Source organism: Rugamonas rubra (assembly GCF_900114705.1).
Classification (GTDB): Bacteria; Pseudomonadota; Gammaproteobacteria; order Burkholderiales; family Burkholderiaceae_D; genus Rugamonas; species Rugamonas rubra.
In genome coordinates this window covers 13,315-38,894 of record NZ_FOTW01000016.1, presented here as the reverse complement: position 1 = coordinate 38,894, position 25,580 = coordinate 13,315, and the positions used below count along the sequence as shown (strand labels likewise).

The window sequence follows — 25,580 nt, the reverse complement described above, 5'->3', positions numbered from 1 at the left end:
CATGCAAATCATCGTCCCCATGTCCGGCTTCGGCGAACGCTTCCGCCGCGCCGGCCACCGGCTGCCCAAGCCGCTGATCGAGGTCGACGGCAAACCGATCATCGCCCACGTGGTCGGCATGTTCGACGCCGACTGCGAGTTCGTCTTCGTCTGCAACCAGGAGCACCTGGCCGAGCCGGCCTACCGCATGGCCGACACGCTGCGCGGCCTGTGCCCCACGGCCCGCATCGTCGCCATCGCGCCGCACGGCCTGGGGCCGGTGCACGCCGTGCTGCAGGCGCTGCGCCAGGAGCCGCAACTGATCGACCCGGCGCGGCCGGTGCTGGTCAACTACTGCGACTTCTGCTGCTACTGGGACTGGCGGCACTTCCGCCGGTTCGTCGCCAGCAGCGGGTGCGACGGCGCGATTCCGGCCTACCGGGGCTTCCACCCGCACACCCTGGGCAGCACCAACTACGCCTACCTGCGCGAAACCGGCGGCTGGGTCGAGGCGATCCAGGAGAAGCAGCCCTACACCGACAACAGGATGGAGGAATACGCCTCCAGCGGCAGCTACTACTTCGCCAGCGGCCGCCTGTTGGAAGAGGCGCTGCGTGGCGCCGTCGAGCAGCAGTTGACGGTCGGCGGCGAATACTACGTCAGCCTGGCCTACCGCCCGCTGCTGCAGGCTGGCCGGCGCATCGCCGTGTATCCGCTGCAGCACTTCATGCAGTGGGGGACGCCGCAGGACCTGGCCGAGTACCAGGGCTGGTCGGCCGCCTTCGCCCGCCTGGCGCGGCCCGCCGCCGCGCCGGCGCCGGCGCCGGCCGGCGCGCTGCTGCTGCCGATGGCCGGCATGGGCCAGCGCTTCGCCGACCAGGGCTATGCGCTGACCAAGCCGCTGATCGAGGTGTCCGGCCGGCCGATGGTCGAGCAGGCCGTGCACGACCTGCCGGCGGCCCTGCGCCACTGCTTCGTGCTGCGCGCCGACATGCCCGGCCACGACGAGACAGCCGCCGAGCTGGAGCGCGCCCATCCGGGCGCGTTGGTCGTCACCGTGGCGGCGGTCACCGAGGGCCAGGCCTGCACCGCCCTGCTGGGCGCCGAGGCGCTGGCGCGCCCATCGGCGTGCGCCGAGCAAGGCGGCGGGGCGGCCGCTGGCGCCCGGCGGCGCGCCAACCCGGCCGGGCCGGCCGGCGCCGCCACGGCAGCCGGCCCGCTGACGGTCGGCGCCTGCGACTTCGGCATGCTGTACGACGCGGCAGCGCTTCAGGCGCTGCTGGACGACTCGGCGGTCGACCTGATCGTCTGGGGCGTGCGCGGCAACGCCAACGCCATCCGCCGGCCGCAGATGTTCGGTTGGATCGACGCCGAGCGGGGCCGCATCCGCCGCGTCTCGGTCAAGGCGCCGCTGGCCGCGCCGGCCAGCGACCCGATCGTGCTGGGCGCCTTCACATTCCGCCGCGCCGACGACCTGCGCCGGCTGGTGGAGCTGCTGCTCGCCCGCGACGGCCGCGTCAACGGCGAGTTCTATCTGGACTCCTGCGTCAACGACGCCATCGCCCTGGGCCTGGACTGCCGCCTGTTCGAGGTCGACCACTACCTGTCCTGGGGCACGCCGGACGACCTGCGCACCTTCGAGTACTGGCAGTCCTGCTTCCACAAGTGGCACGGCCACCCTTACACGCTGGAGGCCGACGGCCGCGTCCCGCCAGACAAGGTCGAGCAGCTGGCGCTACGCTACCGCGCCACCGTGCCGGCCGGGCCGGGCCGCCACCGGCCGGCGCCGGGCCGGGCGCCAACGCCGCTCACGGAGCCGACATGAGATTCTCCCTCGTCATCCCCTGCTACAACGAGGCGGCCAACCTGCCGCTGCTGCTGGAACGCTGCGCGCCGCTGGGCCGCCTCGACGGCGTCGAGGTGATCCTGGTCGACAACGGCTCGACCGACCACAGCGCGCAAGTACTGGCGCGGCTGCTGCCGGCCCGCCCCGGCTGCCGCAGCGTGCGGGTCGAGCGCAACCAGGGCTACGGCCACGGCATACTGGCCGGCCTGGCCGCCGCCAGCGGCGACATCCTCGGCTGGACCCACGCCGACCTGCAAACCGACCCGCAGGACGCGCTGCGCGGCCTGGCCCTGTTCGAGCGCCACGGCGACGCCATCTTCGTCAAGGGCCGGCGCCACGGCCGGCCGCTCGCCGACACCGTGTTCACCACCGGCATGAGCCTGTTCGAAACCCTGCTGCTGGGCGCGCCGCTGTGGGACATCAACGCCCAGCCGACGCTGTTCCCGCGCCGCTTCTTCGACAACTGGCGCGCCGCGCCGGACGACTTCTCGCTCGACCTGTACGCCTACTACCAGGCGCGCCGGGCCGGCCTAGCCGTGCACCGCTTCCCGGTGCGCTTCGGCCGGCGCAGCCACGGCGCCTCGCACTGGAACGGCGACTGGGCCGCCAAGCGCAAATTCATCCGGCGCACCGTCAGCTACAGCCTGCAACTGAAAGCGGCACTGAAACCATGAACCTGATCTCACACCGCCGCAACACCCTCGCCCAGTTGCGCGAGACGCCGCCACAACACGGCGTCGAAATCGACATCCGCAGCCATGGCGACCGACTTATCCTGCAGCACGACGCGCTGGCGCCGGGCGAGCCGCTCGCCCCCTGGCTGGCCGAGTACCGCCACGGCACGCTGATCCTCAACGTCAAGGAGGAAGGCCTGGAAGGGCCGCTGATCGATATGATGCGCAGCCACGGCATCGCCGACTACTTCTTCCTTGACCAGTCCTTCCCCTTCCTGGTCAAGTGGGCGCGCGCCGGCGAACGGCGCTGCGCCGTGCGCGTGTCCGAGTACGAGTCCATCGACACCGCGCTGGCCCTGGCCGGCCGGATCGACTGGGTCTGGGTCGACTGCTTTACCCGCTTCCCGCTGGACGGCGCGGCCGCGCGCCGTTTGCGCCAGGCCGGCTTCAAGCTGTGCCTGGTCTCGCCCGAGCTGCAGGGACGCGAGGCCGCCGGCGGCATCGCCGCGCTGGCGGCCCTGTTGGCCGAACAGGGCATCGCCGCCGACGCCGTCTGCACCAAGCGCCCCGACCTGTGGCGGGCGCCGAACCCGGCGGCGGCGCGGCCATGAGGCGTTTGCTCACCCATCCGCTGTTCGGCGTCGGCCTGGCGCTGCGGCTGCTGCTGATGGCCGTGCTGGTGCCGAAGGCGGCGGCGGAGTGGTACGCGCCCTTCATGGACGCCAGCGTGGCCGAGCTGGCGCACGGCCTCTCGCTCGACCCCTGGGGCGCCTTTCTGGCCCGGGGCGGCACGCCGCAGGCCTTCCCCTACGGCGTGGCGATGTGGCTGGCGCTGTTGCCGCTGGCCGTGCTGGCCAAGCTGGCCGGCGTCGGCGCGCTGCACGCCTACGCGCTCAGCCTGATGGCGGCCGACTTCGTGTTGCTGCTGCTGCTGCGCCGCATGCTGCCCGAGCGCGACACCCTGGTGTTGGCGCTGTACTGGCTGTCGCCGATCGTGCTGCTGGCCACCTACGGCCTGGGCCTGAACGACCTGGTGCCGACGCTGCTGTTGACGGCGGCCCTGTGGCGCACCCGCCAACGCCGGCTGTGCCAGGCCGGCGCGCTGTGCGCGGCGGCGGTCTCGGCCAAGCTGAGCATGCTGTTGGCGCTGCCCTTCTTCCTGGTCTACCTGCTGCGCAACCGCAGCTTGCGCGCCGGGCTGCCCGACTACCTCAAGGGCGGCCTGCTGGCCGGCGCCCTGCTCGGCCTGCCCTTCATGGCCTCGCCGGCCGCGCTGCGCATGCTATTGCAGAACCCGGAGATGGGCAAGGTCTACCAGTTCGCCCTGCAGGTGGGCGCCGGCACGGTGCTGTACGTGATGCCGCTGGCCTATCTGCTGATGCTCTACCTGGCGTGGCGCGTTCGGCGCATGAACTTCGAGCTGTTCAGCACCCTGCTCGGCCTGGGCTTCCTGCTGGTGGTGCTGTTGACGCCGGCCTCGCCCGGCTGGTTCGTCTGGATCGTGCCGGCGCTGGTCGCCTACCAGGCCGGCAGCGGCCGCGCCGCCATCGCGTTGACGGCCGCCTTCTCGCTCCTGTTCGTGCTGGAGAACCTGCCGCTGCCGGCCTTGTCGACACTGGCGGCGGGCGCGCCGGCGCCGGGCGCGCCGCTGCCGCTGCCGCTGCTGCCACTGCGCCACACCGTGCTGACCGGCCTGGGCATCGTGCTGGCGCTGCGCCTCTGGCGCGAGTCGGTCCGCTCGAACGACTACTTCCGCCTCAGCCGCAAGCCCTTCGTGATCGGCATCGCCGGCGACTCCGGCGCCGGCAAGGACACGCTGGCCGATTCCCTGCGCGGCCTGTTCGGCGCCCATTCGGTGGCCCAGTTGTCGGGCGACGACTACCACCTGTGGGACCGGCAGAAGCCGATGTGGCAGGTGATGACGCATTTGAGCCCGCTGGCCAACGACCTCGAGTCCTTCGCCACCGACCTGCTGGCCCTGAGCGACGGCAAGGCCATCCTGTCGCGCCACTATGACCACGGCAGCGGCAGGATGGGCCGCCCGCAGCGGCTGGCCAGCAACGACTTCATCATCGCCAGCGGCCTGCACGCGCTGTACCTGCCGGTGCTGCGCGAATGCTACGACCTGGCCATCTACCTCGACATCGACGAGGGCCTGCGGCGCTACTACAAGCTGCAGCGCGACGTGCTGGTGCGCGGCCACAGCGCGGACAAGGTGCGCGACGCGCTGGCCCAGCGCGAGCCCGACTCGACGCGCTTCATCCGGCCGCAGGCGCGCCACGCCGGCCTGGTGCTGGCGCTGCATCCGGTGCAACCGAACCTGCTGGAGGGGCCGCTGGGCAGCGCGGCGCCGCGCGTCCGTCTGCTGGTGCGCTCGCGCCAGGGCCTCAACGAGCTGTCGCTGCGGCGCGTGCTGGTGGGCGTGTGCGGCCTACACGTCGACCTGAGCATGGATGGCGAGGCCAGCGAGATCAGCCTGACCATCGAGGGCGACGCCAGCGCCGACGACATCGCGATGGCGGCCGCCACGCTGTTCCCGCGCATCATGGAGTTCCTCGACCTGCGGCCGCAATGGCGCGAAGGCGCACTCGGGCTGATGCAGTTGATCGCATTGGCGCATATCAACCAGGCGCTCAGCCGGCGCCTGCTTTGGCAGACATCGTCATGATCAAAATCTCCAACGGCGGCCGCTTCGACCGCGTCCCGAACGCCATCCTGTTCGACACCGACAACACCCTGTACCACTACGACCCGGCCCACGCGCTGGCGATGAGCGCGGTGCGCGACAAGGTCGCCGCCACCTTCTCGATCGAGCCGGCCGACTTCGACCGGGCCTTCGCCACCGCCCGCCGCGAGGTCAAGGCGCGGCTGAAGGACACCGCCGCCTCGCACAGCCGCCTGCTCTACCTGCAGCGCATGCTGGAGATCATCGGCCTCGGCTCGCAGGTGCTGCTGGCGCTCGACCTGGAGCAGACCTACTGGCGCACCTTCCTCGGCAAGGCCGTGCTGTTCGACGGCGTCAAGGAACTGCTCGACGACATCCGCCTGCTCGGCATCCCGACCGCCATCGTCACCGACCTGACGGCGCAGATCCAGTTCCGCAAGATGGTCTACTTCGGCCTGGACCGCTACTTCGACTACATCGTCACCAGCGAGGAGGCCGGTTACGACAAGCCGCACGGCGCCCAGTTCGAGCTGGCGCTGGAGAAGGTGCGGCCGAGCGGCAACTGCATCTGGATGATCGGCGACAATCCGGTCAACGACATCGGCGGCGCGCGCCGCCGCATCGACGCCGTCACGCTGCAAAAGCTGCACCAGGGCGTGCAGCCGGGCCAGGGCGAGAACGCCGCCGACGCCGTGTTCGACGAGTTCGGCCAGGTGCGCCGCCTGCTCGGCCGCCTGGGCCAACTAGAGGTGGCCCATTGAACGCGCCCGATAGCACGCCCATGAACGCACCCACTACTGCGCCCGATGCGCGCGGCGCCACCGGCAAAACCGCCGACGCCAGGCAACGCGCCACGCTGACCGACTACTGCGCGAGCATCGGCGCCGACCCGCTGCTGGTGCAGGGGGCCGGCGGCAACGCCTCGTGGAAGGACGGCGCCACGCTGTGGGTCAAGGCCTCCGGCACCTGGCTGGCCGAGGCGCGCCGGCGCGACATCTTCGTGCCGGTCGACTTGGCCCATCTGCGCGCTGCCGTCGCCGCCGGCCAGCTCGACGTGGCGCCGCGCCCGCTCGGCGAGGGCGGGCTGCGGCCGTCGATCGAAACCTTGCTGCACGCGCTGATGCCGCAGCCGGTGGTGCTGCACCTGCACGCCGTCGAACTGCTGGCCCAGCTGGTGCGGCCCGGCTTCGCCGAACGCCTGCGCGCGCTGGCGGAGGCCGAGCAAGGCGCGGCCGGCCCGCTACCGCCCTGGCTCGCGCTGGCCTACCACAAGCCCGGCCTGCCGCTGGCGCGCGCGGTGGCCGACGGCCTGCGGCGCCAGCCTGACACGCAGATCGTCTTCCTGCAAAACCATGGCGTGGTGATCGGCGCCGCCGACGCCGGCGCGGTCGACGCCCTCCTGCGCCGCCTGCTTTGGCTGTGCGCCACACCGCCGCGCCCACCCGTCCCCGTCCCCGCGCCCGTTGCCGTGGACATGGACGCGCCGGCGCCGACGCCGCCGAGGGCCAGCGACGGCCGCCCCATGGCGCCGGTGCCGGACGACGGCGTGCAGCAGTTGGCGCTCGACCCGCAGTTGTTCGAGCGGCTGGCGCGCGACTGGGCGATCTGCCCCGACCACGTGGTCTTCCTCGGCGCCGCGCCGCGCCGCCACGACAGCGCCGCCGATTTCCATACCGCGCAGGCCGCCTGCCGCCACGCGCCCTGGCCTGAGCTGCTGTTCATCCGCGCCGCCGGCGTCTATATGGCGGACGGTTTCAGCGCCGCCAAGCTGGCGCAACTGCGCTGCTACTACGACGTGCTGGCGCGACAGGACGAGCACCGCCCGCTCACCGTGCTGGACCAGGCGCAGCTGGCCGAGTTGCTCGATTGGGACGCGGAGAAGTATCGCGTGGCGCTGTCGCGATGAGCCACGGTCCTGGCTCGATAATTCCATGAAACGGAGTAACTTGGAGTAATTAACATCTACTATTAATCATATTGGAATCAATTGCGGCGAGTCCGTTGCCGCCGGGCGCGGCCCGCGTCCAAAGCCTGCCTTCAAACACGCTTTTCGCCGCCGCGCCCGTTTTCCCGTAAAGCCAGCCCAGCCGTTTGATCTGGCACAGCACCACTGTTGCGCCCGCTCCTAGACTGGCCATACCGGCCGCGATTCCGCGCCGGAGAAAACCAACGGAGGCAGCCATGGAAATCCAAGACGACACCGAAACCCTGCGCAAGCTGTTCGACCAGATCAACCCCGGCATGGGCGAGGTCGAGTCCATCCACAAGGCCGAGCTCGATGCCCAGCACGCGATGGCGCTGATGGCCAACCCGAAAATGGCGCTCAAAAGCCTGGGCATTCCAGTCAGCGACGCCTCGCAGGTCAACATCACGATGAAGAACCAGGCCGACCGCGACGCCGGCACCGTCGTCGACGGCACGATGACGGCGGGCAGGGCGGCCCGGTTGCGCCGCATCATCGTCATCATCATCCACTACAACAACTGCGACGCCGACATCATCATCATCGCCACCCGCTGAACGGCGGCGCAGCGCCGGCGCGCGCACCGCAGGCGGGCCGGCGCCGGCAGGCTCAGCCCGTCTCGGGTACAATGCAGCCTCTCCCGTTAGACAAACAGGCGCGCCACTACGCGCGCCGCTACAGTCGTCCCGCCACAAGCCCGCCGACGCCATCACAGACTATGAAATCAATCTCCCTGCTCGCCTTGGCCCTGGCCATCGCACACGGCGGCGCCGCCGCCAAAGAAGCGCCCGAACCCGGCCGCACCTGGTCCACCTCCGCCGAACTGGGCGCCATCACCACCTCCGGCAACACCGTCGGCACCTCCGTCACCGGCAAGGTCGACGCGCGCCAGGAGCTGGAGGACTGGAGCAACGAGTACGTCCTTTCCGGCTATTTCAAGGAGGACGAGAACACCCAGGAGGACGGCAGCAAGGTGCGCGAGCGCTCGGCCGAGCGCTTCTCGCTGTCGGCCAAGGCCGCCTACAAGCTGGTCGAGGACGGCTCCAAGCTGTTCGCCCTGGCCTCCCACGTCGACGACAAGTTCGGCGCCTACACGCGCTATTCGACGCTGGGCGTCGGTTACGGCGCGCGCTGGCTGAAGACGCGCGACAAGAGCATCGACGCCGAGATCGGTCCCGGCTACTTCAAGGGCATGCGCGCCACCGGCGACCTGGAAAGCGGCATGACGGTGCGCGGCGCGGCCACGCTGAAATGGCAGTTGAGCGATTCGGCCGCCTTCGCCCAGGCGCTCAGCGTCGAGCGCGGCACCTCGAACACCCATTCGATGGCCGAGACCTCGCTGCGCACCAAAATCAACGGCACCATGCAGATGAAGGCCGCCTTCAGCGTGCGCAACGACACCAACGTGCCCGAGGACAAAAAGAACACCGACTCGCAAACCTCGGTGACGCTGGTCTACTCGTTCTAAAGGCCAGCGCGGCAGCAAAAGAAAACGCCGGCGCGGCAGCACCAAGCTGCCGCGCCGGCGTTTTTACATGGCGCCGGGAAGGCTGGCGCCTCAGCCGTACATGGCGTTGAGCTGGCGCTGCATCTCCTCGGCCGACACGTCCTCCTTGTGCGTGGCGATGGTCCAGGTGTTGCCGAACGGGTCGAGCACGCGGCCCTCGCGCGAGCCGAAGAACATGTCGGTCACCGGACTCAGTTCGCTGGCGCCCTCCTTCAGCGCCAACGCGAAGGTGGCGTCCGAATCGGCCACATAGATTTGCGCCAGCAGCGGCTGCTCGGGCCAACCCTCCATCGCCTCGCCCAGGTTGATGCGCGAATCGCCGATGCGCAGCTCACAATGGGCCACCTTGCCGTCCGGCGTGGTCAGTCGCAGTACTTGCTCGGCGCCAAACACCTTGCTGTAGAACGCCACCGCCTCGGCCACATTGCGCACGATGGTATTGGGTACGACACTGTTGCATCCCTCTGGTTTTCCGCTCCGGTTCATACATGTCTCCCTGGTTGGATTTCAACTTAACAAAAAGGCAATGTCGAACATAACACAAAGTCTGCCCGCTTGCAGCGTGCCCGTGTATTTGGCGCTGTCCAAAGCCCGCCCGGTTTGCTATAGTCGGCCCGCGCATGGTGGCCGCCACCATTCCAAAACCCGTCCTACTCTTCTCTCTACGCCACTATGACTACGCCACGCATTTTCGGTACTCCCCTGTCCCCTTCCGCCACCAAGGTCATGCTGCTCGGCTCCGGTGAGCTCGGCAAGGAAGTCATCATCGCCCTGCAGCGCCTGGGCGTCGAAGTGATCGCCGTCGACCGCTATCCGAACGCGCCGGGCCACCAGGTGGCGCACCGCGCCCACGTCATCAACATGGCCGACGGCGCCGCGCTGGCCGCGCTGATCGAGTTGGAGCAGCCCGACCTGATCGTGCCGGAGATCGAGGCGATCGCCACCGACACGCTGGCCGCGCTGGAACAGGCCGGCAAGATCACCTGCATCCCGACCGCCCGCGCCGCCCAGCTGACCATGAACCGCGAGGGCATCCGCTGCCTGGCCGCCGAGACGCTGGGCCTGGCCACCTCGCCCTACCGCTTCGCCAGCAGCCTGGCCGAGCTGGAGGCCGCCTGCGCCGAGATCGGTTTCCCCTGCGTGGTCAAGCCGGTCATGTCCTCGTCGGGCAAGGGCCAGTCGAAACTGGACGGCGCCGCCGAGGTCAAGGCCGCCTGGGACTACGCCGCCGCCGGCAGCCGGGTCGACAGCGGCCGCGTCATCGTCGAGGGCTTCATCGACTTCGACTACGAGATCACCCTGCTGACGGTGCGCGCCATCGGCGCCGACGGCCGGGTCGAGACGCAGTTCTGCGAGCCGATCGGCCACGTCCAGGTGCAGGGCGACTACGTCGAGTCATGGCAGCCCTGCCGCATGGACCCGCTGGCGCTGCAACGGGCGCGCGACATCGCCGAGAAGGTCACCGGCGACCTGGGCGGCCTGGGCCTGTTCGGCGTCGAACTGTTCGTCAAGGACGACATGGTGTGGTTCTCGGAAGTGAGCCCGCGTCCGCACGACACCGGCATGGTCACCATGGCGACCCAGGTGCAGAGCGAGTTCGAGCTGCACGCCAAAGCCATCCTCGGCCTGCCGGTCAACGTGGCGCTGCGCGCCCCCGGCGCCTCGGCGGTGATCTACGGCCAGCACGAGGCGGCCGGCATCGCCTTCGAGGGCGTGGCCGAGGCGCTGCGCGTGCCGGGCAGCGACATCCGCCTGTTCGGCAAGCCGGAGTCCTTCGCCCGCCGCCGCATGGGCGTGGCGCTGGCCACCGCCGACGACGTCGAGACGGCGCGTCTGCGCGCCAAGGAAGCGGCGGGCAAGGTCAAGCCGGTGCTGCGCTAAGCGCTGGCGTGCCGGCGGCGCACGCACCACCCCGAGGCGTGAAGCTGGGGTCAGACCCCGCAGGGGTCTGACCCCGGTTTGGCCGTGGGCTAAGGCCAGCGTCCCGGCGCCGTAAGCCAGAAGGGCAATCCCGCCTGCTTCACATTTGGCGGAACAGGTCGACGTAGTTGCGACTGACCACCAGCTGCTCCGGCCGCCCCTTCAGCTGCACCATCAGCCGGCCGCGGAAGTCGGTCTTGGTGCCGGCGACGTGCCGCGCCGCCACGATCACGCTGCGGTGGATCTGCCAGAAGTTGGTTTCGTCGAGCTGCTCGCGCAACTGGCGCAGCGGCGTGCGGATCAAACTCTCGCCGCCGGCCAGGAACACGCTGGTGTACTTGTCGTTGCTCTGGAAGTAGATCACCTCCTCGATCGGAATCAGGCGGGTCTCCTCGCCGTGGGCGGCGCGTATCCATTGCAACGGCGCGGCGACCGGCGCGGGCGCGGACGGCTGCGTGCCGCCGGCGGCGGCCGCAGCGCCAACGCTCATGCCAACGCCGGCACCAACACCGGCAGCGCCGGCGGCGCCGCCCGGCAGCAGCTGCGCGCTGAGCTGCGCCAGCAAGGCCCGCACGACGTCGATGGCCGGCGCCGCGGCCGGCGCGCCCAGCGTCGCCTTCAGCTTGGCCACCGTCTTGCCCAGCCGTTCCAGGTTGACCGGCTTGAGCAGGTAGTCGACGGCGGCGTGTTCGAAGGCGTCGACGGCGTACTGGTCGTGCGCGGTGACGAAGACGACGCGCGGCGGCCGCGCGCCGGCGGCCAGGCGGGCCGCCACGTCCAGCCCGCTCAGGCCGGGCATGCTGATGTCGAGGAAGACCACGTCGGGCGCCTCCTCGTCGATCAGGCGCAGCGCGTCGAGGCCGTTGGCGGCCTTGGCGACGACCTTCAATTCGGGCCAGACGCCGGCCAGCTGGCTGGCCAGGTAGTCCAGCAGGTGCGGCTCGTCGTCGGCGATTATGGCGCGGGGATGGTTGATGATGGCTCCGTGTTCAATGGCAGCAGCAGACGCACGGTCAAGCCGCAAGGTTGGTTTTCCAATAATTGTACCTGAGCCCCGCCGCCGTACAAACTGGCCAGCCGCGCGCGGATGTTGCTCAGGCCGACGCCGCCGCCGGGCTTGGCGGACGGCGCGCCCAGGCCGGCGCCGGTGTCGCTCACCTGCAGGCACAGCATGGCGCCGTCGAGGCGCGCGCTGAGCAGCAGCTCGCCGCCCTCCACCTTCGGCTCCAGGCCGTGGCTGATGGCGTTCTCCACCAGCGGTTGCAGCAGCATGGGCGCCAGCGGTGTCTGGCGCAGGCCGTCGGCGATGTCGATGCGGTAGCTCAGCCGGGCACCCATGCGCACGGCCAGCACGTCGAGGTAGGCGGCGACCATGTCGGCCTCGGCGCCCAGCGTGGCCTGCTCGGCGCGGCTGGCGGCCAGGCTGGCGCGCAGGTAGTCGATGAAGCGTTCGAGCATGCGCCGCGCCAGCGCCGGCTTGAGCTCGATCAGGCTGACCACGTTGGCCAGCGTGTTGTAGAGGAAGTGCGGCTCGATCTGCGCCTGCAACGCGCGCAGCCGGGCCTCGGCCAGCAGGCGGCCGGTGGCGGCGATCTGCTCGGCCTGGCGCGCCGCCAGCGTCTCGGTGGCGATGCGCCGCTCGCCCAGCAGCAGCACCAGCGCCATGAACAGGGCGACGAAGATGGCGAAGGGCAGCGTGGTGGTCAGCATGGCGCTGTCGAACAGGTAGCGCAGCGGGCTGGCGCCGCGCAGCAGCGCCGTGCCGAGCGAGACGCCGAGCACCACGCAGGCGCTGATCAGCGTCACATAGTAGACGCGGCGCGGCAGGGCCTTGGCGCGCGACGGCCAGCCGCGCAGCAGATGGTTGAACAGATGCTGGCTGCCGTGTATCAGGTAGCCGACAATGTTGGAGATCAACAGCGTCGGCCACCAGTGGTGCGCGAACCGCTCGCTCCGGTCGGCGAACAGCATGTTGGCCGACACCAGCACCAGCGCGATGCTGGCGTTCCACACGGCGGTGTAGAGCAGGTCGCGCAGCAGCGAGCTGGGCCAGCGGCGAAACAGCGGCAGCAGATCGAGCGGATGAGTCGATTCGCAAGGCTCGGGCCGGCCGGATAGGTCTGTCATGCGGGTTTGCTCCTTGTTGTGGCCACGGCTGTCGAACTGCGCCGCGCGGCCGAATTATCGGGCCAAATTATCAGACCGGCAAGAAGTTACCATGAAAGCAGTGCGGCGCGCGATAGGGCAAGCGCGCCAGCGCCATCGGGCCGGCCGCCACGCGCGCCGCGTCGAACACCGTCAGCACCGTCTGGCCACGGCGCAGGTCCTGCGCCACGCCGAGCAGATAGCCGTCGGTCTCGCTGCGGGCGCGGCGGCGCGGCACCAGCACGTGCTCCTCGACCTGCCAGCCGGCGCCGAAGGCGTAGCCGTCGGCCTTGCCGCTGTCGATGTCGACCAGGTTGACGGAGTTGAGCAGGCGCTCGGCGCCGGCGTCGGCCAGGCCGGCCACCACCAGCTTGCGGTGGCGCCGCGACACGGCCTGCGGCGCCACGCGGGGAAACTCGCTGTCGCCGAACAAGCGTGCCTCGCGCGCCTGGCCGCTGGCGTAATCCAGCGTGATCTGGGTCAGCGCGCTGCGGCTGCCGTCGCGCGGCGGCCGCTGGCCGCGCATCAGGCCGCCCAGCTCGCCGAGCATGTCGCCGTCGTGCAGCACGGCGTCGAAGCGGGTGGTCTGGCCGTCGTCGAAAGCGTTGCCGAAGTGGAACACCATGCGCGCCGGCAGCTCGAACACCTGGCGCAGCTGCAAGGTGTCCTTGTCCACCACCACCGCGCGCAGCGCCCTGCCCCGCGGCCCGGCGCCGGCCCAGACGTGGCGCTCGGCGAAGCTCAGGGAGGTGTCGGGCAGCAGGTCGTAGGGTGGCACCAGGAAGATCAGGTGGCGCGCGCTGACCACGAAGTCGTGCACCATGGCCAGCTTGGGCAGCCGGATGGTGGCCGTGCGCGTCACCCGGCCGCGCGCGTCGAGGCGGTAGACGGCCAGCAGGTCGGCGCCGGGGATGGTGCCGAAGTTCCACAGCCCGCCGTCCGGGTCCAGCTTCGGGTGGGCCGAGAACGGCATCGCCTTCAAGTCCTGGCGCCAGGTCTTGACGCCGACGGTGGCCAGCGTGGCCGGGTCGAGCTCGTAGGCCGAGCCGCCCTCCCACAGCGCGTACAGGCGGCCGTCGAGCGGCAGCAGGTTGGTGTTGGCGGCGTTCATGGTGTCGTTGTTGTCGAGCGCGCGGCGGCTCACCGAGGTGCCGAAGGACGGATAGAGGAACTGGCCGGCGGCGCTCTCCTCGACGAAGCGGCGGGTCTGGACGAACTTGCCGACATGGCCGACCCGGCCGTCGCGGATTTGCCAGCGCTGGGCGAAGCCGTCGCCGTCGAACCAGTGGTGGGCACGCTCGCCGCCCAGCTCGAAGCGGCCCGGGCCGTTGCGGAACAGCACACCGTTCAGCTCGCGCGGGATACGGCCCAGCACGCTGGCGGCGCCGGCCTGGTCGCCGGCCACGTCGGCGTAGACCTGCAGGCTGGCGTCGGCGGCCAGCGCGGCGTGGAAGCGCTGGTAGGTGTCGCTGTTGGCCAGCGCGGCGCCGGAGCTGAGTCCGAGCGCGCCCAGGCTGGCGCTACGGGAGAGGAATTGGCGGCGGTGCATCATGATGGTGGCCTTCAAATTGGGATGGGTGGGATGCGTTTGCCGGGCTCGGGCCGGGCCTGGGCTGGCGGCGCAAGGGTTGGCTGCGGGCCGCAAGCCGGGCCGCCGGCACGGCACGGTCAATGCAGGCTGAACTGGATGCTGGCGCCGCCGACAGGCAGACTCAGGCGGGCGCTGTCGAAGCCCGGTGGGCCCATGTTGCCGCGTGCGTCGTTGCTGAAGCCGATCCGTTCGGTGGGAATGCCGAAGGCGTTGGCGTCCATCTTGCCGTTGCCATTCTCGTCGTGGAACACGGCGATGGCGTAGTCGCCCGGCGGCAGGTCCTTGACCAGCACGGTGTTGCTGCCGGTCACAGGCGCGACGACCAGATCGCTGCGCGGCTTGCGTAGGAAGGTGGCGGCGTTGTCGTAGATGGCGACCATCAGCTTGCCGTCGGCCGACTTGACGGCGTCGACGCGGATCGTCAGGTCGGCCGCCCCGGCCGTGGCGCAGGCCAGCAGCAGGGCGCCGTACAGTGTGGCGGTGGTGAGTGTTGTCATGTTCGTCTCCTGGTGGCTGACAGCGCGAGTGGCTGCGACAGGATTGAACTGTAGGCCGGCGCGCAGGCCGACGCCGGCCGATGCGACGAAATGCGCCGTGGCGGCGCGAGTCGCGGCCGGCCGGCGCGAACTACGCGGCCAGCGCCCGGCGGCGTCAGCAGGCGGGGTCAGTGCCGACATTCGGACACGAGCTGAGCCGTACCAGCGCCGAACCCGCAGCGAGCGGCGGAATGCTGGGGCCGTGTCCGAATGTCGGACCTGACCCCGCCTGTGGGCGCCGAATTGACCACGCCTTCCGTGGAAATCACCGCGCCACAGTTGAAACAAGGCACTACTTGACCTAGATCAAGGTTTCTTCACTTCGCCGTTGATAAGCTTTTTGCCATAGTTCAAGTCCCGTCATTCCCGCCCACAAGGCGGCGCCGGCGGGCCGTTTCAACCGCGCAGCAATGCCGAATATCGTCCCCTGCTGCCAGGGGCCATCCAGCACCTGTTTAGTCAGCATGCAAGAAAGCCAAATCAACATGAACCGCCTGCTCACTCCGCCCCCCGCCGAGACCCACCATGCCGCCAGCGCCGGCCCCAAGATCGACTGCTCGACCTGCCTGGTCGGCCGCATCTGCCTGCCGGCCAGCCTGACCAGCACCGCCACCGACTGCCAGATGGTGCAGCGGCGCATCAAGATCGTCCGTGGCGACCACCTGTACCAGCTCGGCGAACCGGTCGGCGATCGCTTCTACGCCGTGCGCTACGGCAGCTTCAAGACCTACCACCTCGACCCGGGCGGCCTGCAGCGCATCGTCGGCTTCCACATCAGCGGCGACCACATGGCGCTCGACACCATGGGCCTGACCAACCACCGCTGCGGCGCCATCGCGCTCGAGGACAGCGAGGTCTGCGAGATCTCCTACGACTGCCTACACGCCCGCCGCGAGGCGCTGATCCCGCTGCAGCGCCACTTCTACACCATGCTCAGCAAGGAGATCGCGCGCGAGCAGGACGCCGCCCTCCTGCTGCGCAACACCCGCGCCGAACAAAGGCTGACCGCCTTCCTGCTCGGCATCTCCTTGCGCTACGCGGCGCGCGGCTACTCCTCGACCAGCTTCCGCCTGCACATGAGCCGGCAGGACATCGCCGACTTCCTCGGCCTGACGCCGGAAAGCGTCAGCCGCCTGCTGTTCGGCCTGAAGAGCCAGGGCCTGCTGGAGGTGTCCGGCCGCGCCGTCACCGTGCTCGACGCCGCCGGCCTGCAACGCCTGGCCGGCGGCTATGTCAGCCCGCCCCCCGCCGACGAGGCCGAAACGCGCCAGCCGCAACTCGCCACGGCCCATGCGGCCTGACGCGTCGCGGCCGGCCGGCCGTGGCGCGACTCCTTGCGCGCAGCCAAGGACGCGCCGTGGCGCCCGCGCCGTGGCGCGGCGGCAGGCGGCCCTGTCGCCCCGGTCCGGCGGCACCAGCGCTGCGGCGCTGACCGCCGCGCCGGCGCCAGCAGGCCCGGCGATATGAACGCGGCCCTGGCCGGCCTGCCCTACCTCCCCCTGCTGACCGGCTTGAGCGTGGCGCTCGGCTGCGGCCTGTTGATCGGCATCGAACGCGAGCGGCGCAAGGGCAGCGGGCCGCAGCGCGGCTTCGCCGGCGTGCGCAGCGTCGCCCTGGTGTGCCTGTGCGGCGCGCTGGCGCAGATCCTGGCGGCCGGCCTGGTGGTGGTCGGCGCCGCCATGGTCGCGGCCTTGTGCGCCATCTCGTATTGGCGCCGGCGGCCGGACGACCCGGGTGTGACCACCGAACTGGCCTTCTTCCTCGCCTACCTACTTGGCGTGTGCGCGGTGCTCCACCCCGGCATCGCCGCCGGCGCGGCGGTGGTGATCGCCGGCATGCTCAACCTGCGCCAACCCTTGCACCACTTCGCCCGCGTCACGCTGCGCGCCGGCGAGCTGCGCGACGGCCTGATCCTGGCCGGCGCCGCGCTGATCGTCTGGCCGCTGCTGCCCGACGCCGCCAGCGACTGGCTGCTGGGCGCCAACCCGCGCCGGCTGTGGGGCGTGGCGGTGGTCATCATGGGCTTGCAGGGCGCCGCCCACATCGCGTTGCGCGTGACCAGCCCGGGCCTCGGCCTGGCGGTGGCCGGACTGGCCTCGGGCTTCGTCTCGAGCACCGCGACCACGGCGGCGATGGGCCAGCGCTACCGCGCCGATCCGACCCTGCTCGGCCCCTGCGTGACGGCGGCGCTGCTGTCGAACGTCGCCACCTACATCCTGCTGCTGGTGATCGCGCTGGCCGTCGCGCCGAACATGCTGGGCCACGTCGCGCCCAGCCTGGGCGCGGCGCTGTTGGCCACGCTGGTGCTGTCGGCCATCCGCCTGCGCGCCACCAACGCCACGGCGCGCCACGGCACGCCGCCGGGCCGCGCCTTCAGCGTTTGGCAGGCGCTGCTGTTCGCGCTGATCCTTTCCGGCGCGACCGGCCTGGTGGCCTTCGCCCACAACCACTTCGGCAGCGCCGCCGCCACCGCCGGCGCCATTCTGGCCGGCCTGGTCGACGCCCACGCGGCGGCCGGTTCGGTGCTGTCGCTGGCCGCCTCGGGCACGTTGACGCCGCCGGAACTGGTGCTCAGCCTGTTGCTGGTCATCAGCAGCAACACCTGCAGCAAATTGCTGGCGGCGGCCAGCGGCGGCCGCGCCTTTTTCGTGCCGATGGCCTTCGGCCTGCTGGCGATCCTGCTGGCGGCCTGGGTGCCGTACTGGCTGGCCTGGCGCTAATCGCGCAGGCAGCCCGGCCGCAATGGTGGCGGGCCTGGCAGCGGGGCCGCGCCGCGCACCGCCATCATGCCAAGCCGGGGTTCCAAGCCGCGCCGCCAGCCGCGATTCGCCGCTCGTCCACCGGGGGCGGCAACTCCCGCCCTCACTCGTGGCGCAGCGCCTCGATCGGGTCGAGCCGGGCGGCGCGCCGCGCCGGCACGTAGCCGAACACCACGCCGATGCCGGCGGCGAACAGGAAGGACACCAGGTTGATCACCGGGTTGAACAGATAGGGCAGGTGCATCAGCCCGGCCAGCAAAGCCGTGACGACGGCGGCCAGCAGCACGCCGCTCAAGCCGCCCAGCGCGGCCAGCACCATCGCCTCGATGAGGAACTGCAGCAGCACGTCGCGCTCGAGCGCGCCGATGGCCAGGCGCAGGCCGATCTCGCGGGTGCGCTCGGTCACGCTGACCAGCATGATGTTCATGATGCCGATGCCGCCCACCAGCAGGCTGACCGCCGCCACCGCGCCCAGCAGCATGGTCATCACGCGGGTGGTGCCGGACATGGTGTCGGCCAGTTGGCGCGTGTCGAGCACGTTGAAATTGTCCTCGTCGTCGGCGGCCAGCTTGCGCCGCTCGCGCAGCAGCTGGGTCAGGCCGGCCTTGACGACGGCGCTGTCGCTGCCATCGCGCATCGACACCAGCAGCGTGGCCACGCGCAGGTTGCCGGTGACGCGGCGCTGCAGCGTGTGCAGCGGCAGCAGCACCATGTCGTCCTGGTCGATGCCCATCGCGCCCTGCCCCTTCGAGGCGAGCAGGCCGACCACGGTGCAGGAGAACTGCTTGACGCGCACCAGCTCGCCGAGCGGGTCGCGCTGCTCGAACAGCGCGCGGCGCACCGTTTCACCGATGATGCAGACGGCGGCGCCGGCGCGCAGCTCGGCCGGCTCGAAGCGGCGGCCGGCGGCCAGCTTCCAGTTGCCGGCGTCGAACCAGGCGTCGCTGCTGCCGATCACGCTGGTGCTCCAGTTGCGCCCGTTGGCCACCACCGTGGCGCTGGTGCGACCCTCCGGCGCGACCGCCGCCGCGCCGCCGATCTGGCTGGCGATGGCCTCGGCGTCGGCCTCCTTGAAGGCCACGGCGCCACCACCACCGGCACCGAAGGCCTGGCGCTGGCCGGGCCGCACCATCAGCAGGTTGCTGCCCAGGCTGGCGATCTGCTGCTGCACCGCCACCGTCGCGCCGTTGCCCAGCGTGACCATGGTGATGACCGCGCCGACGCCGATGACGATGCCGAGCATGGTGAGAAATGAGCGCAGCAGGTTGCGCTGGATCGAGCGCAGCGCCAGCACGATGGTGTTGAACAGCATCAGCCCTCCCCCGCCACGGCGGCCAAGCTGGCCAAGGAAGCCAACACCGGCTGCGGATTGATCTCGTCGCCGGCGATGCGGCCGTCGACGAAGCGGACGATGCGGCGCGCGTACAACGCCAGGTCGGGCGCGTGGGTGACCATCAGCACCGTGATGCCGTGTTCCAGGTTGAGGCGCACCAGCAGCTCCATGATCTCGCGGCTGCGCTGGGTGTCGAGGTTGCCGGTGGGCTCGTCGGCCAGCAGCAGCGACGGTTCGGTGACGATGGCGCGGGCGATGGCGACGCGCTGCTGCTGGCCGCCGGACAGCTCGGCCGGCGTGTGCTGCTCCCAGCCGGCCAGGCCGACGGCGGCCAGCGCGCGCGCCGCCAGGGCGTGGCGCTGGGCGGCGCCCTCGCCGCGGTACAGCAGCGGCAGCTCGACGTTGTCCTGCGCCGAGGTGCGCGCCAGCAGGTTGAAGCCCTGGAAGATGAAGCCGAGGTGGCGCCGCCGCAGCAGCGCCCGCTCGTCGCGCGACAGCTGCTGCACCGGCCGGCCGCGCAGCCGGTACTCGCCCTCGGTCGGCGTGTCGAGGCAGCCGAGGATGTTCATCGCGGTCGACTTGCCCGAGCCGCTGGGGCCCATGATGGCGACGAACTCGCCCTCGGCGACGTCGAGGTCGACGTGGTCGAGCGCCAGCAGGGCGTTGGCTCCGCTGCCGTAGCGCTTGCACACGCCGCGCAGGCGGATCAGCGGCATGGCGGCGGCGGTGGCCGCAGGCGGCAGCGGGCCGTTCACTGCTTGGCCACCTGGTCGGTGATGACCAGCATGCCGGCCTGCAGCGCGCCGCCGGTCACCTCGGTCATGCGGCCGTCGCTGATGCCGGTGCTGATCGCCAGCGGTTCGGCGACGCCGTCGCGCAGCACCCAGATCTGCCGCTGCGCGCCGGCGACCGCGCCGGCGCGGCGCGGCGCGCGGCCGGGCAGGCGCGGAATCAGGCTGCTCACCAGACTGCCGCCGGCCGCCGGCTGGGTCGCCGGCGAGAAGCGCAAGGCGCTGTTGGGCACCAGCAGCGCGTCGTGGCGGCCGCTGGCGCGGATGGTCGCGGTGGCGGTCATGCCGGGACGCAGGCTCAGGTCGGCGTTGTCGACGTCCAGATAGGTGGTGTAGGTGACCACGTTGTCGGTGATCGTCGAGCCGTAGGCGACCCGCGTGATGGTGGCCGGGTACTGCCGGTTGGTGTAGGCGCTGACGGTGAAGCGGGCCGCCTGGCCCAGCTTGACGGCGCCGACGTCGGCCTCGTCGACGTTGACCAACAGGCGCATGCGGTGCAAATCCTCGGCCAGCGCGAACAAGGTGACGGCCTGCAGCGAGGCGGCCACCGCATTGCCCGACTCGACGCTGCGGCTCAACACCACGCCGTCGATCGGCGAGCGGATCGAGGCCTTGGCCAGGTTGGTGGCGTCGGTCGACACGGTGGCGCCGGCGCTGACCACGGCCGCCTGCGCGCTCTGCACGGCGGCGTCGGCGCGGGCCAGCACGGCGCGGCCGGTCTCCAGCTCGGCGCGCGAGGGCACCTTGCCGCCGGACAGGCGGGCCACCTCCTCCAGCCGCGCCAGCGCGCTTGTCGCTTCGGCGGCGGTGGCCTGGGCCTGGGCCAGCTCGGCGCGCGCCACCGCCAGCGCGGCGCGCGAACGGACGATCTGGTCGTCCAGTTTGGCCGTGTCCAGCCGCACCAGCACCTGGCCGGCGCGCACCGGGTCGTTGACGTCGACCAGCACCTTGGCCACGGTGCCGGACAGCTCGCTGCCCAGGTTGACCGAGCGGGTCGGCTGCAGGCTGCCGTTGGCCGTCACGCTGAGCACCAGGTCGCCGCGTTTGGCCGGCTCGGTGCGGTAGCTGGTGGTCGGCGCGGCCTCGCGCTGGGCCAGCCAGACCAGCAGCAGGGCGAGCGCCAGCAGGACGGCACCGCCCAGCAGGGCGAGGCGGCGCAGGCGCGGCCGGCGCCACCAGGACGCGGCTGCCGCCTGGTCCGGCGCGGCGTCGGCCTGGGCGCCGGCCTGGGCCGCGAGCCGGGCGGCGGATGGCGCGGCGCGCGTATCGTCGATGGTGGCGTCGGCGGCGTTGTCTGTGCTCATGGTGAAACCCTGGAAGTGGACGCGGCCGAAACGGGCGCGACGGGAGTGGAAGCGGCGCCGGCGTTGGCGGACTTAGCGGCGCCGGCGCCAGCAACGTTGGCGGCAGCCCCGCCGGCCGTGGCGCCATCGGCGACACTGTCCGGCGTCCAGCCGCCGCCCAGCGCCTTGTACAAGCGCACATGGTCGGCGCTGAGCGCGGCGGCGGTGCTCGCCACGCCGTCCTGGCTGGCGTACAGCGAGCGCTGGGTCTCCAGCACCGTCTGGAAGTCGACCAGGCCGCTGCTGTAGCGCTGCCGCGCCAGCAGCGCGGCGTTGCCGGCGGCGTCGGCCGCGTTACCCAGGCGGCGCAGGCGTTCGCGCTCGCCGCCGATGGCACTGAGCGCGTCCTCGACCTCCTGCAGCGCCGTCAACACCACGCCGCGGTAGGCCGCCTCGGACTGCGCCAGCACGCCCTGCTGCAAGCGCACTTGGGCGCGGGCGGCGCCGCCGTCGAAGGCCTGGCCGGTCACGCTGGCCAGCAGCGCGCGCAGCAGGTCGGTGCCGTTGGACGAACCGATGCCCAGGCCGCGCAGGCCGATCGAGCCCTCCAGGCGGAAGGCCGGATAGCGCGCCGCGTCGGCCTGGCTGACCCGCGCCAGCGCGGCGTTGAGGCGGTGCTCGGCGGCGCGCACGTCGGGACGCTGGCGCAGCGTGTCGGCCGGCAGGCTCAGCACCAGCTCGGCGCCGGCCTGCGGCACGGCTGCCGGCTGCGTCAGCAGCGCCGCCATGGCCTCCGGCGTGGCGCCGCACAACAGCGCCAGCGCGTGCGCCAGTTGCGCCGCGCTGGTGGCCAGCGGCGGCAGCTGGGCCGCCGCCTGCTCGCTGGCGGCGCGCGCCTGCTCGCCCTCGAGCGCCGTCAAGGCGCCGGCCTGCACGCGCCAGTCGGTGATCTGTAGGGTTTCCAGCTGGTTGGCCAGGTTGTCGCGGGCGATCGCCAGCCGCGCTTGCGCGCCGCGCAGGGCGATGTAGTCCAGCGCCACCTCGGCCGCCACGGCCAGCTGCACGTCGGCCAGACTGACCTCGCTGGCGCGCAGCTCCGCCTCGCCGGCGGCCAGCGCGTTGCGGCGCAAGCCGAACACGTCCGGTTCCCAGGCGGCGGTGAAGCCGGCGTTGTAGGTTTCGGTGGCGGCCGTCGTGCCCACCTTGTTCTGTTGCGCCGAGGCGCTCAGCGAGACGTTCACGCCCAGGCCGGCGGCAGCCGCGTCGCGCGTGGCGCGCGCCTGCAGCAGCGCGGCGCGGGCGCCGGCCACCGTGTGGTTGACCCGCAGCGCCTGCTCGATCAAGCCGACCAGACGTTCATCGCCGAAGCGTTGCCACCACGCCGACAGCGAGGCGCCCTGCCCGGCCTGCGCCAGCGCCGCGTCGGCGGCGCCGCTCCAAGCGGCCGGCGGTGCCGGCGGCGGCGCCGTGGCCGGCGCCTTCGGCGTCGGCAGCATGCCGCACGCGCCCAAGGCCAGCAAGGCGGGCAGGAGCAAGCATGCGGGCCGCCACGGCGGCCGAGCCGTGTGGCCAGGTCGCCGTGCTGCGGTCATACCCTCTCCCTGTTGGTTGGCAATAAGTCCTGCGGCACGAATCAGCGGAACACCAGCACCGGGATCTGGCTGTGGGTCAGCACCTTCTGCGTTTCGCTGCCCAGCAGCAGGCCCTTGACGCCCTTGCGGCCGTGCGAGGCCATGCAGATCAGGTCGCAGCCCTTCTCCTTGGCCACCTTGACGATCGCCTCGTAGGGTTCGTTGTCCTGCACGAACAGCGTTTCGCAGGGCACGCCGGCCTCCTGCGCGGCCAGGATGATGTCGGCCAGGTAGTTGCGCGCGTGCGCCTCGCTGTCGAGCTTGTACTGCTCGCGGGTGTCGACCACCATCTCCGGCTGGTAGGCGAAGACGTGGAAGTCGGGGATCACGTGCAGGCCGACGACCTTGGCGCCGGTCTCCTTGGCCATCTCGATGCAGCGGCGCATCATGGCGTTGGAGATCACCGAACCGTCGGTAGGCAGCAGTATGGTTTTGAACATGATAGTTTCCTTGGCAGCAGAGTTGAAAAACGGATCGCTTCGGCCTTGGCGGCCGCCGCGCGGTGAACCTGGGGGCGTCGGACCATAATCAGGCCATATATTGGCCGCCGTTGACGTCGAAGGTGGCGCCGGTGATGAAGCCGGACTCCTCGGCGACGAGGAAGGCGACCATACGGCCGATCTCGGCCGGCGTGCCGAGCCGGCCGACAGGAATGCCGGCGATGATCGCCTGCAGCGTCTCCGGCGCCACCTTGGCCACCATCGAGGTGTCGCAGTAGCCCGGCGCGATGGCGTTGACGGTGATGTTCTTGCGCGCGCCCTCGAGCGCCAGCGCCTTGGTGAAGCCGAGGATGCCGGCCTTGGCGGCGGCGTAGTTGCACTGTCCCAACTGGCCCTTGCGGCCGTTGATCGAGCTGATGTTGACGATGCGGCCGAAGCCGCGCTGGCGCATGCCTTCGATGACCTGCTGCGACATGTTGAACATCGAACCGAGGTTGGTCTGGATCACCAGCCACCATTGCTCCGGCGTCATCTTGTGCAGCATGGCATCGGCCGTCACGCCGGCGTTGTTGACCAAAATATCCGGCGCGCCGAGCTCCTCGCTGACGCGGGCCACGCCGGCGCGGCAGGCGGCGTAGTCGGCCACGTCCCACTGGAAGACGCGGATGCCGCTCTGCGCGGCGAAGGCGTGCGCCTCCTCGTCGTGGCTGTGGTAGACCGCCGCCACCTGGTGGCCGGCCTGCTGCAATGCTAGGGAGACGGCCTGTCCAAGACCACGGGTGCCGCCGGTGACCAGTGCGATTCTGCTCATTGCGTTTCTCCTCGTTGCGGACGGCGCGGCGCGCCGCGATACTGCGGCAGGGGCGCGGCTGTACAGCCCCACTGTACTGGCGCCCTGCAAGTCAGTCAGCAGGCACTCTTGATGTGCGTCAAGCGGACAGTTAATTCAACATTGCAGTTGTGGCTAGGCGGCGACGGCTTGGCGGATCTCGACGACGTTGTTGCGCTGCGCGGCGGCCACGCCGGTCGACAGCGCCTCCAAGCTCGGGCGGTCGAGGATGGCCAGCTCGCGGTTGTCGATGGAAATCCAGCCAGCCTTGCGGAACTTGGACAGCAGGCGGCTGATGCTTTCGATGGTCAGGCCGAGATAGTCGCCGATGTCCTCGCGCGACATGCGCAGCTGGAAATTGCTCGGCGAGTAGCCGCGCGCCGCGTAGCGCGCCGACAGGTTGAGCAGGAACACGGCGAAGCGTTGCTCGGCGCGCATGTTGCCGAGGAAGAGCATGACGTTCTGCTCGCGCATGATCTCCTGGCTCATGATGCGGTGGAAGTGTTGCAGCAGTTGCGGCACCTGGCCGAACAGCTCCTGCAGGCGGGCGAAGGGGATCTCGCACACCTCGCTGTCCTCCAGCGCCACGGCGGCGCAGGCGTGGCGGCCGGCGCCGATGGCGTCCATGCCGAGCAGGTCGCCGGCCATCTGGAAGCCGGTGATCTGCTGCTTGCCGTCGGGATTGACCTGGGCCGTTTTGAAATGGCCGAAGCGCACCGCGTACAGGCTGGTGAAGGGTTGGTCCATGCGGTACAGGTTCTCGTCGCGGGCGACGCGGCGGCGGCGGCCAATGATCTTGTCGAGACGGCCGACATCGGCCTCGTCCAGGCCCAAGGGCAGGCACAGCTTCTTGAAGCTGCACACGGCGCACTTGTTCTGGCTGGTCATGGCCGGCTGGGCCGTGGATGCCACCATATGCATGGTCGTTGTCATGTTTGCTACTCCCCTGAATATTGTGTTGCAAGAGAATGGTAAATCGCTTCTCGTCTATGTACACAGTATCAGCGCTGGCGGGAAAATCCGATATCGGGCATCGCCGTCAGTTTTTGTAGGGGAAATCGGGGTGGATTGTTGTAGGGGAAACCCTACAGGCCGGCAACTTCCGGCCTACGGCGCCGGCGGAAGCCGATCGCCGGGCAAGCGGAGCCGGTCTTCGAATTGCGAAGACAACACGATCGACGTTGTTGTCTTGCCAATCTGCGCCAGCGACTGCAGCAGCGCCTGCAAGTGCTCCGGCGCCGTCAAGGCGACACGCAGCAGCGCGCAATGGCTGCCGGTGGTCGCATGTAGCGCCAGTACTTCGGCGTGCGACGCGGCCCAAGCATCGAGCGCGGCGTGGGAATCGACCGTGATGTTGATAAACGCCTCGAAACTGTAGCCAAGTGCCCGCAAATTCACCCGCACGCCAAAACCTTCGATCACCTTGGCCTCTTCCAGTCGCCGCACCCGGTCGGCCACGGCGGGTGAAGTCAGGTGAATCCTGCGTCCGATTTCCGAGAAAGTAAGACGGCCATCGCTTTGCAAAAGCGCAATAATTTTGCGGTCATAGGCGTCCAAATCAACATTCAAAGCAAACCTCTCAAAAAACCTTCAATAGTGGTGCCGCCCGGCCCAAAACACCTTGAATGCAGCGTTGTGGTGAAGCGCACCGGGCCATATCATCGTTCTACCTTACCAATAGGACAGAA

General features: G+C 70.3%; 26 protein-coding genes. 11 read left to right on the top strand and 15 right to left on the bottom strand.

Annotation, left to right across the window (positions count from 1 at the left end):
• Window position 1 precedes the first annotated feature (1 nt).
• Genes BM252_RS17070 through BM252_RS17045 form a run of 6 tightly spaced genes read left to right on the top strand, consistent with a single transcriptional unit; the run spans window position 2 to window position 7,070 of the window.
• Window positions 2–1,804 carry an NTP transferase domain-containing protein gene (locus BM252_RS17070; RefSeq protein WP_093388990.1) on the top strand — a complete coding sequence of 601 codons (1,803 nt, stop codon included), beginning with the start codon at window positions 2–4 and terminating at the stop codon, window positions 1,802–1,804.
• Complete coding sequence (locus BM252_RS17065; protein ID WP_093388874.1) at window positions 1,801–2,499, top strand: glycosyltransferase family 2 protein; 699 nt, start codon at window positions 1,801–1,803, stop codon at window positions 2,497–2,499. Before BM252_RS17070 ends, BM252_RS17065 begins: the two co-directional genes overlap by 4 nt.
• A complete protein-coding gene (locus BM252_RS17060) occupies window positions 2,496–3,110 on the top strand; it encodes a phosphatidylinositol-specific phospholipase C/glycerophosphodiester phosphodiesterase family protein (protein WP_093388873.1) in 615 nt (204 codons plus the stop codon). Before BM252_RS17065 ends, BM252_RS17060 begins: the two co-directional genes overlap by 4 nt.
• On the top strand, window positions 3,107–5,167 hold the full coding sequence (locus BM252_RS17055; RefSeq protein ID WP_093388989.1) for a uridine kinase: 2,061 nt from the start codon (window positions 3,107–3,109) through the stop codon (window positions 5,165–5,167). Before BM252_RS17060 ends, BM252_RS17055 begins: the two co-directional genes overlap by 4 nt.
• The gene (locus BM252_RS17050) at window positions 5,164–5,925 is read left to right on the top strand and encodes an HAD family hydrolase (protein ID WP_093388872.1); all 762 of its coding nucleotides are present in this window, start codon (window positions 5,164–5,166) and stop codon (window positions 5,923–5,925) included. The genes BM252_RS17055 and BM252_RS17050 overlap by 4 nt, the downstream gene beginning before the upstream one ends.
• A gap of 20 nt (window positions 5,926–5,945) precedes the next feature.
• Window positions 5,946–7,070 carry a class II aldolase/adducin family protein gene (locus tag BM252_RS17045; RefSeq protein WP_093388871.1) on the top strand — a complete coding sequence of 375 codons (1,125 nt, stop codon included), beginning with the start codon at window positions 5,946–5,948 and terminating at the stop codon, window positions 7,068–7,070.
• 49 nt (window positions 7,071–7,119) lie between these two features.
• On the opposite strand, the gene BM252_RS30230 is transcribed toward BM252_RS17045, so the two are convergent.
• Window positions 7,120–7,347 carry a hypothetical protein gene (locus tag BM252_RS30230; RefSeq protein WP_139236562.1) on the bottom strand — a complete coding sequence of 76 codons (228 nt, stop codon included), beginning with the start codon at window positions 7,345–7,347 and terminating at the stop codon, window positions 7,120–7,122.
• On the opposite strand from BM252_RS30230, the gene BM252_RS17040 reads away from it, so the two are divergent.
• Entirely contained in the window at window positions 7,346–7,684 is a 339-nt protein-coding gene (locus BM252_RS17040; protein WP_093388870.1) for a hypothetical protein, read from the top strand. The two genes, BM252_RS30230 and BM252_RS17040, sit on opposite strands and share 2 nt — an antisense overlap.
• 161 nt (window positions 7,685–7,845) lie before the next feature.
• Window positions 7,846–8,595: a DUF481 domain-containing protein gene (locus tag BM252_RS17035; RefSeq protein ID WP_093388869.1), complete on the top strand. Its 750-nt coding sequence runs from the start codon at window positions 7,846–7,848 to the stop codon at window positions 8,593–8,595.
• Between the two features lie 90 nt (window positions 8,596–8,685).
• Here the strand turns inward: BM252_RS17035 and BM252_RS17030 are convergent, their stop codons facing one another.
• Window positions 8,686–9,120 carry a VOC family protein gene (locus BM252_RS17030; protein ID WP_093388868.1) on the bottom strand — a complete coding sequence of 145 codons (435 nt, stop codon included), beginning with the start codon at window positions 9,118–9,120 and terminating at the stop codon, window positions 8,686–8,688.
• Window positions 9,121–9,306: 186 nt separating this feature from the next.
• Here BM252_RS17030 and purT point away from each other — a divergent pair, with 186 nt between their 5' ends.
• Window positions 9,307–10,515, top strand: a complete 1,209-nt coding sequence (gene purT, locus BM252_RS17025) for a formate-dependent phosphoribosylglycinamide formyltransferase (RefSeq protein WP_093388867.1) — start codon at window positions 9,307–9,309, stop codon at window positions 10,513–10,515.
• Between the two features lie 139 nt (window positions 10,516–10,654).
• On the opposite strand, the gene BM252_RS17020 is transcribed toward purT, so the two are convergent.
• The 5 genes from BM252_RS17020 to BM252_RS31085 form a co-directional block, all read right to left on the bottom strand.
• A complete protein-coding gene (locus BM252_RS17020) occupies window positions 10,655–11,488 on the bottom strand; it encodes a LytR/AlgR family response regulator transcription factor (protein ID WP_425442334.1) in 834 nt (277 codons plus the stop codon).
• Window positions 11,489–11,508: 20 nt separating this feature from the next.
• The gene (locus tag BM252_RS17015) at window positions 11,509–12,681 is read right to left on the bottom strand and encodes a sensor histidine kinase (RefSeq protein ID WP_093388866.1); all 1,173 of its coding nucleotides are present in this window, start codon (window positions 12,679–12,681) and stop codon (window positions 11,509–11,511) included.
• Window positions 12,682–12,751: 70 nt separating this feature from the next.
• On the bottom strand, window positions 12,752–14,251 hold the full coding sequence (locus BM252_RS17010; protein ID WP_093388987.1) for a carotenoid oxygenase family protein: 1,500 nt from the start codon (window positions 14,249–14,251) through the stop codon (window positions 12,752–12,754).
• A 116-nt stretch (window positions 14,252–14,367) separates the two neighbouring features.
• Entirely contained in the window at window positions 14,368–14,787 is a 420-nt protein-coding gene (locus tag BM252_RS17005) for a DUF2141 domain-containing protein (protein WP_174900565.1), read from the bottom strand.
• 340 nt (window positions 14,788–15,127) lie between these two features.
• Window positions 15,128–15,292, bottom strand: a complete 165-nt coding sequence (locus BM252_RS31085; protein WP_174900564.1) for a hypothetical protein — start codon at window positions 15,290–15,292, stop codon at window positions 15,128–15,130.
• Between BM252_RS31085 and BM252_RS17000 the strand changes: the two genes are divergently transcribed.
• The gene (locus tag BM252_RS17000; RefSeq protein ID WP_245774306.1) at window positions 15,291–16,127 is read left to right on the top strand and encodes a helix-turn-helix domain-containing protein; all 837 of its coding nucleotides are present in this window, start codon (window positions 15,291–15,293) and stop codon (window positions 16,125–16,127) included. The genes BM252_RS31085 and BM252_RS17000 overlap by 2 nt on opposite strands.
• Window positions 16,128–16,289: 162 nt before the next feature.
• Window positions 16,290–17,546, top strand: coding sequence for an MgtC/SapB family protein (locus tag BM252_RS16995; protein ID WP_093388864.1), 1,257 nt, complete (start codon window positions 16,290–16,292; stop codon window positions 17,544–17,546).
• Between the two features lie 142 nt (window positions 17,547–17,688).
• On the opposite strand, the gene BM252_RS16990 is transcribed toward BM252_RS16995, so the two are convergent.
• From BM252_RS16990 to BM252_RS16955, 8 genes are all read right to left on the bottom strand, one after another.
• The gene (locus tag BM252_RS16990) at window positions 17,689–18,897 is read right to left on the bottom strand and encodes an ABC transporter permease (protein WP_093388863.1); all 1,209 of its coding nucleotides are present in this window, start codon (window positions 18,895–18,897) and stop codon (window positions 17,689–17,691) included.
• Window positions 18,897–19,634, bottom strand: coding sequence for an ABC transporter ATP-binding protein (locus BM252_RS16985; RefSeq protein WP_093388985.1), 738 nt, complete (start codon window positions 19,632–19,634; stop codon window positions 18,897–18,899). Before BM252_RS16985 ends, BM252_RS16990 begins: the two co-directional genes overlap by 1 nt.
• A 35-nt stretch (window positions 19,635–19,669) precedes the next feature.
• Window positions 19,670–21,013, bottom strand: a complete 1,344-nt coding sequence (locus BM252_RS16980; RefSeq protein ID WP_093388862.1) for an efflux RND transporter periplasmic adaptor subunit — start codon at window positions 21,011–21,013, stop codon at window positions 19,670–19,672.
• Window positions 21,010–22,584: an efflux transporter outer membrane subunit gene (locus BM252_RS16975; protein ID WP_139236560.1), complete on the bottom strand. Its 1,575-nt coding sequence runs from the start codon at window positions 22,582–22,584 to the stop codon at window positions 21,010–21,012. Before BM252_RS16975 ends, BM252_RS16980 begins: the two co-directional genes overlap by 4 nt.
• Window positions 22,585–22,625: 41 nt before the next feature.
• Window positions 22,626–23,063 (bottom strand): universal stress protein, encoded by a 438-nt coding sequence (locus BM252_RS16970; protein ID WP_093388861.1) that lies wholly within the window; start codon window positions 23,061–23,063, stop codon window positions 22,626–22,628.
• Window positions 23,064–23,151: 88 nt separating this feature from the next.
• Window positions 23,152–23,874: an acetoacetyl-CoA reductase gene (phbB, locus tag BM252_RS16965; RefSeq protein ID WP_093388860.1), complete on the bottom strand. Its 723-nt coding sequence runs from the start codon at window positions 23,872–23,874 to the stop codon at window positions 23,152–23,154.
• 153 nt (window positions 23,875–24,027) lie between these two features.
• A complete protein-coding gene (gene fnr, locus BM252_RS16960; protein ID WP_425442329.1) occupies window positions 24,028–24,807 on the bottom strand; it encodes a fumarate/nitrate reduction transcriptional regulator Fnr in 780 nt (259 codons plus the stop codon).
• Between the two features lie 192 nt (window positions 24,808–24,999).
• The gene (locus tag BM252_RS16955) at window positions 25,000–25,449 is read right to left on the bottom strand and encodes an Lrp/AsnC family transcriptional regulator (RefSeq protein ID WP_174900563.1); all 450 of its coding nucleotides are present in this window, start codon (window positions 25,447–25,449) and stop codon (window positions 25,000–25,002) included.
• Window positions 25,450–25,580 lie beyond the last annotated feature (131 nt).

Excerpts from the sequence above, each read along its gene's own strand:
- BM252_RS17070 (WP_093388990.1), top strand. The coding sequence starts at position 2 with ATGCAAATCATCGTCCCCATGTCCGGCTTCGGCGAACGCTTCCGCCGC.
- BM252_RS17065 (WP_093388874.1), top strand. The coding sequence starts at position 1,801 with ATGAGATTCTCCCTCGTCATCCCCTGCTACAACGAGGCGGCCAACCTG.
- BM252_RS17060 (WP_093388873.1), top strand. The coding sequence starts at position 2,496 with ATGAACCTGATCTCACACCGCCGCAACACCCTCGCCCAGTTGCGCGAG.
- BM252_RS17055 (WP_093388989.1), top strand. The coding sequence starts at position 3,107 with ATGAGGCGTTTGCTCACCCATCCGCTGTTCGGCGTCGGCCTGGCGCTG.
- BM252_RS17050 (WP_093388872.1), top strand. The coding sequence starts at position 5,164 with ATGATCAAAATCTCCAACGGCGGCCGCTTCGACCGCGTCCCGAACGCC.
- BM252_RS17045 (WP_093388871.1), top strand. The coding sequence starts at position 5,946 with ATGAACGCACCCACTACTGCGCCCGATGCGCGCGGCGCCACCGGCAAA.
- BM252_RS17040 (WP_093388870.1), top strand. The coding sequence starts at position 7,346 with ATGGAAATCCAAGACGACACCGAAACCCTGCGCAAGCTGTTCGACCAG.
- BM252_RS30230 (WP_139236562.1), bottom strand. The coding sequence starts at position 7,347 with ATGGCTGCCTCCGTTGGTTTTCTCCGGCGCGGAATCGCGGCCGGTATG.
- BM252_RS17035 (WP_093388869.1), top strand. The coding sequence starts at position 7,846 with ATGAAATCAATCTCCCTGCTCGCCTTGGCCCTGGCCATCGCACACGGC.
- BM252_RS17030 (WP_093388868.1), bottom strand. The coding sequence starts at position 9,120 with ATGAACCGGAGCGGAAAACCAGAGGGATGCAACAGTGTCGTACCCAAT.
- purT (WP_093388867.1), top strand. The coding sequence starts at position 9,307 with ATGACTACGCCACGCATTTTCGGTACTCCCCTGTCCCCTTCCGCCACC.
- BM252_RS17015 (WP_093388866.1), bottom strand. The coding sequence starts at position 12,681 with ATGACAGACCTATCCGGCCGGCCCGAGCCTTGCGAATCGACTCATCCG.
- BM252_RS17010 (WP_093388987.1), bottom strand. The coding sequence starts at position 14,251 with ATGATGCACCGCCGCCAATTCCTCTCCCGTAGCGCCAGCCTGGGCGCG.
- BM252_RS17005 (WP_174900565.1), bottom strand. The coding sequence starts at position 14,787 with ATGACAACACTCACCACCGCCACACTGTACGGCGCCCTGCTGCTGGCC.
- BM252_RS17000 (WP_245774306.1), top strand. The coding sequence starts at position 15,291 with ATGCAAGAAAGCCAAATCAACATGAACCGCCTGCTCACTCCGCCCCCC.
- BM252_RS31085 (WP_174900564.1), bottom strand. The coding sequence starts at position 15,292 with ATGCTGACTAAACAGGTGCTGGATGGCCCCTGGCAGCAGGGGACGATA.
- BM252_RS16995 (WP_093388864.1), top strand. The coding sequence starts at position 16,290 with ATGAACGCGGCCCTGGCCGGCCTGCCCTACCTCCCCCTGCTGACCGGC.
- BM252_RS16990 (WP_093388863.1), bottom strand. The coding sequence starts at position 18,897 with ATGCTGTTCAACACCATCGTGCTGGCGCTGCGCTCGATCCAGCGCAAC.
- BM252_RS16985 (WP_093388985.1), bottom strand. The coding sequence starts at position 19,634 with ATGCCGCTGATCCGCCTGCGCGGCGTGTGCAAGCGCTACGGCAGCGGA.
- BM252_RS16980 (WP_093388862.1), bottom strand. The coding sequence starts at position 21,013 with ATGAGCACAGACAACGCCGCCGACGCCACCATCGACGATACGCGCGCC.
- BM252_RS16975 (WP_139236560.1), bottom strand. The coding sequence starts at position 22,584 with ATGACCGCAGCACGGCGACCTGGCCACACGGCTCGGCCGCCGTGGCGG.
- BM252_RS16970 (WP_093388861.1), bottom strand. The coding sequence starts at position 23,063 with ATGTTCAAAACCATACTGCTGCCTACCGACGGTTCGGTGATCTCCAAC.
- phbB (WP_093388860.1), bottom strand. The coding sequence starts at position 23,874 with ATGAGCAGAATCGCACTGGTCACCGGCGGCACCCGTGGTCTTGGACAG.
- fnr (WP_425442329.1), bottom strand. The coding sequence starts at position 24,807 with ATGGTGGCATCCACGGCCCAGCCGGCCATGACCAGCCAGAACAAGTGC.